The following is a 2,556-nucleotide window of genomic DNA, read 5'->3' on the forward strand; positions in this document are numbered from 1 at the left end:
GGGGGCCACCGCCGCGCGCCCGGAGGCCTCCAGGGAGTCGGTCTGTTCGATTCCTGCGCTGTGCACCGTGTGGGGCTTTCCATCCAGTGGCGCGGCACCGGGCGCCGCGCTCGTGCCTGTCGGCCGGGCCGTCGGTCCCCGCGCGGGTCAGCCCAGCCGGGCGTCGGATCCGCGCGGGCCGGACGGGACGACCTCGGCGTCCGTGGAGGGGTCCCAGTCGAAGACCACGGAGTCCTCCTCGGTGCCGATGTGCACCTCGGCGCCCTCGGTGGCGCCCGCCTTGGCCAGCTGCTCCTCGATGCCGAGGCGGTTGAGGCGCTCGGCGAGGTAGCCGACGGCCTCGTCGTTGGAGAAGTCGGTCTGGCGCACCCAGCGGGCGGGCTTGTCGCCGCGCACCTGGAAGGCGTTGCCGCCCAGCGGCACCACCTGGAAGGGCGCGTCACCGATGGCCTGGGGACGGATCACGACCCGGGTGGGCTCCGCGGGCGGCGCGGCCTCGCGGGCCGCGGCCACCTGCTCGCCCAGGGCGAAGGACAGTTCGCGCAGCCCTTCGCGGGAGGCCGCGGAGACCTCCAGGACGCGGTAGCCGCGCTCGACCAGCATCGGGGTGACCAGCTCGGCGAGCTCGCGGGCCTCGGGGACGTCCACCTTGTTCAGGGCGACCAGGCGCGGCCGGTCGGACAAGTCCACTCCGGTGCTGCGGCCGTAGGCGGACAGCTCCGCCTCCAGTGCCTCCAGGTCGCTGACCGGGTCGCGGCCCTGCTCGTAGGTGGCGCAGTCCAGCACGTGCAGGAGGGTGGAGCAGCGCTCGATGTGGCGCAGGAACTCCAGGCCCAGCCCCTTGCCGTCGCTGGCTCCGGGGATGAGGCCGGGCACGTCGGCGATGACGTACTGGACGTTGCCCGCCTCCACCACGCCCAGGTTGGGCACCAGGGTGGTGAACGGGTAGTCGGCGATCTTGGGCCGGGCCGCGGACATGGCGGCGATCAGGGACGACTTGCCCGCGCTGGGGAAGCCCACCAGGCCGACGTCGGCGATGGTCTTCATCTCCAAGCGCACGTCGAAGCCCTGGCCCTCCTCGCCCTTGAGGGCGAAGCCGGGGGCCTTGCGCCGCTTGGTGGCCAGCGCGGCGTTGCCCAGGCCGCCGTGGCCGCCCTCGGCGAGCACCAGCCGGGTGCCGTGGCCGACCAGGTCGGCGACGACCTCGCCGTCCATACGGCTGACCACGGTGCCGTCGGGCACCTTGAGGACGAGGTCCTCGCCCTTGGCCCCGGCGCGGTGGCCGCCCTGGCCGGGCGTGCCGTTGCCGGCGGTGCGGTGCGGGCGGCGCTGGTAGTCCAGCAGGGTCGCGGTCTGGGTGTCGACCTCCAGCACGACGTCCCCGCCGTGGCCGCCGTTGCCGCCGTCCGGACCGCCCAGCGGCTTGAACTTCTCCCGGTGCACGGAGGCACAGCCATGCCCGCCGTTCCCGGCCTTGACGTGCAAGACCGCCTCGTCGACGAAGTCAGGCATAGCTCTCCCCGTTACTCTCCGGCCCCCGAGCGGGGCCTGGACACACACGCGTCATCCAGTGACAACGCAAGGGGCGGGCCAGTGTTCCCTGGCCCGCCCTGTACAACGTCCGCGCGCGTGCCTACTCGGCGGCGGCGGGAACGATGTTGACGGCCTTGCGGCCGCGGAAGTTGCCGAACTTGACCTCGCCGGCGACCAGCGCGAACAGCGTGTCGTCTCCACCGCGGCCGACGTTGGCGCCGGGGTGGAACTTGGTGCCGCGCTGACGGATCAGGATCTCACCAGCCGAGACGCTCTGGCCGCCGAAGCGCTTGACGCCGAGGCGCTTGGCGTTCGAGTCACGACCGTTACGGCTGGACGAAGCGCCCTTCTTGTGTGCCATATCTTCCAGGCCTCCTACTTCGCCGCGATGCCGGTGACGCGCACCTGGGTGTGCTTCTGGCGGTGACCCTGGCGCTTCTTGTAACCGGTCTTGTTCTTGTACTTCAGGATGTTGATCTTGGGGCCCTTGGTCTCACCGAGGACCTCGGCGCTGACCGTGTAGCCGCTCAGCTTGTCGACGTCGCTGATGACGTTGTCACCGTCGACGACGAGGATGGGCTGCCATGTGATGGTGGCGCCGGTCTCGTCGGAGACCTTGTCGATGTTCAGGACGTCATCGACAGACACCTTCTCCTGTCGGCCGCCCGCTCGCACGATCGCGTACACCGGGTAACTCTCTTCCTGCTCGCTCAACGAATAATGCTCGGGACCATCCCCGAGGCATGAGCCCGGGGTCCGGGTCCGACCGCACCTGTGCCCAGATCGGCCGGGAGGCCCATCCCCGTGTGGGCGGGGAGGTGCCTCGTTCCACGATCCACTGATCGCCTGTAGCGGGGCGCGGGGATCCGAGGGAAACAAACCCTGCGTGGAGAGCACTTCGGTGTCGGGGCGCGCGAGTGTGGTGGCATAGCGCGCCGACGCACCGTCCCTCAGATTACCATCGGCCCGCCACGGGCCTGTACACGTGCCGTGGTCCGGACCGGGCTGGTGCCGGTCCGGACC

3 protein-coding genes are annotated in these 2,556 nt (G+C 71.0%); all 3 read right to left on the reverse strand.

Annotated elements, in window-relative coordinates; genetic code table 11:
• Nucleotides 1–147: 147 nt before the first annotated feature.
• Nucleotides 148–1,512 carry a GTPase ObgE gene (gene obgE, locus DQW06_RS21230; RefSeq protein ID WP_013154390.1) on the reverse strand — a complete coding sequence of 455 codons (1,365 nt, stop codon included), beginning with the start codon at nt 1,510–1,512 and terminating at the stop codon, nt 148–150.
• 121 nt (nt 1,513–1,633) lie between these two features.
• On the reverse strand, nt 1,634–1,894 hold the full coding sequence (gene rpmA, locus DQW06_RS21235; protein WP_013154391.1) for a 50S ribosomal protein L27: 261 nt from the start codon (nt 1,892–1,894) through the stop codon (nt 1,634–1,636).
• A 14-nt stretch (nt 1,895–1,908) separates the two neighbouring features.
• Complete coding sequence (gene rplU, locus DQW06_RS21240; protein ID WP_019609597.1) at nt 1,909–2,220, reverse strand: 50S ribosomal protein L21; 312 nt, start codon at nt 2,218–2,220, stop codon at nt 1,909–1,911.
• Between the last annotated feature and the right edge of the window lie 336 nt (nt 2,221–2,556).

It is taken from the genome of Nocardiopsis sp. TNDT3, assembly GCF_003427465.1.
Taxonomy (GTDB): Bacteria; Actinomycetota; Actinomycetes; order Streptosporangiales; family Streptosporangiaceae; genus Nocardiopsis; species Nocardiopsis dassonvillei.

Coding starts and splice junctions, on each gene's coding strand:
- rpmA (WP_013154391.1), bottom strand. CDS start 1,894: ATGGCACACAAGAAGGGCGCTTCGTCCAGCCGTAACGGTCGTGACTCG.
- obgE (WP_013154390.1), bottom strand. CDS start 1,512: ATGCCTGACTTCGTCGACGAGGCGGTCTTGCACGTCAAGGCCGGGAAC.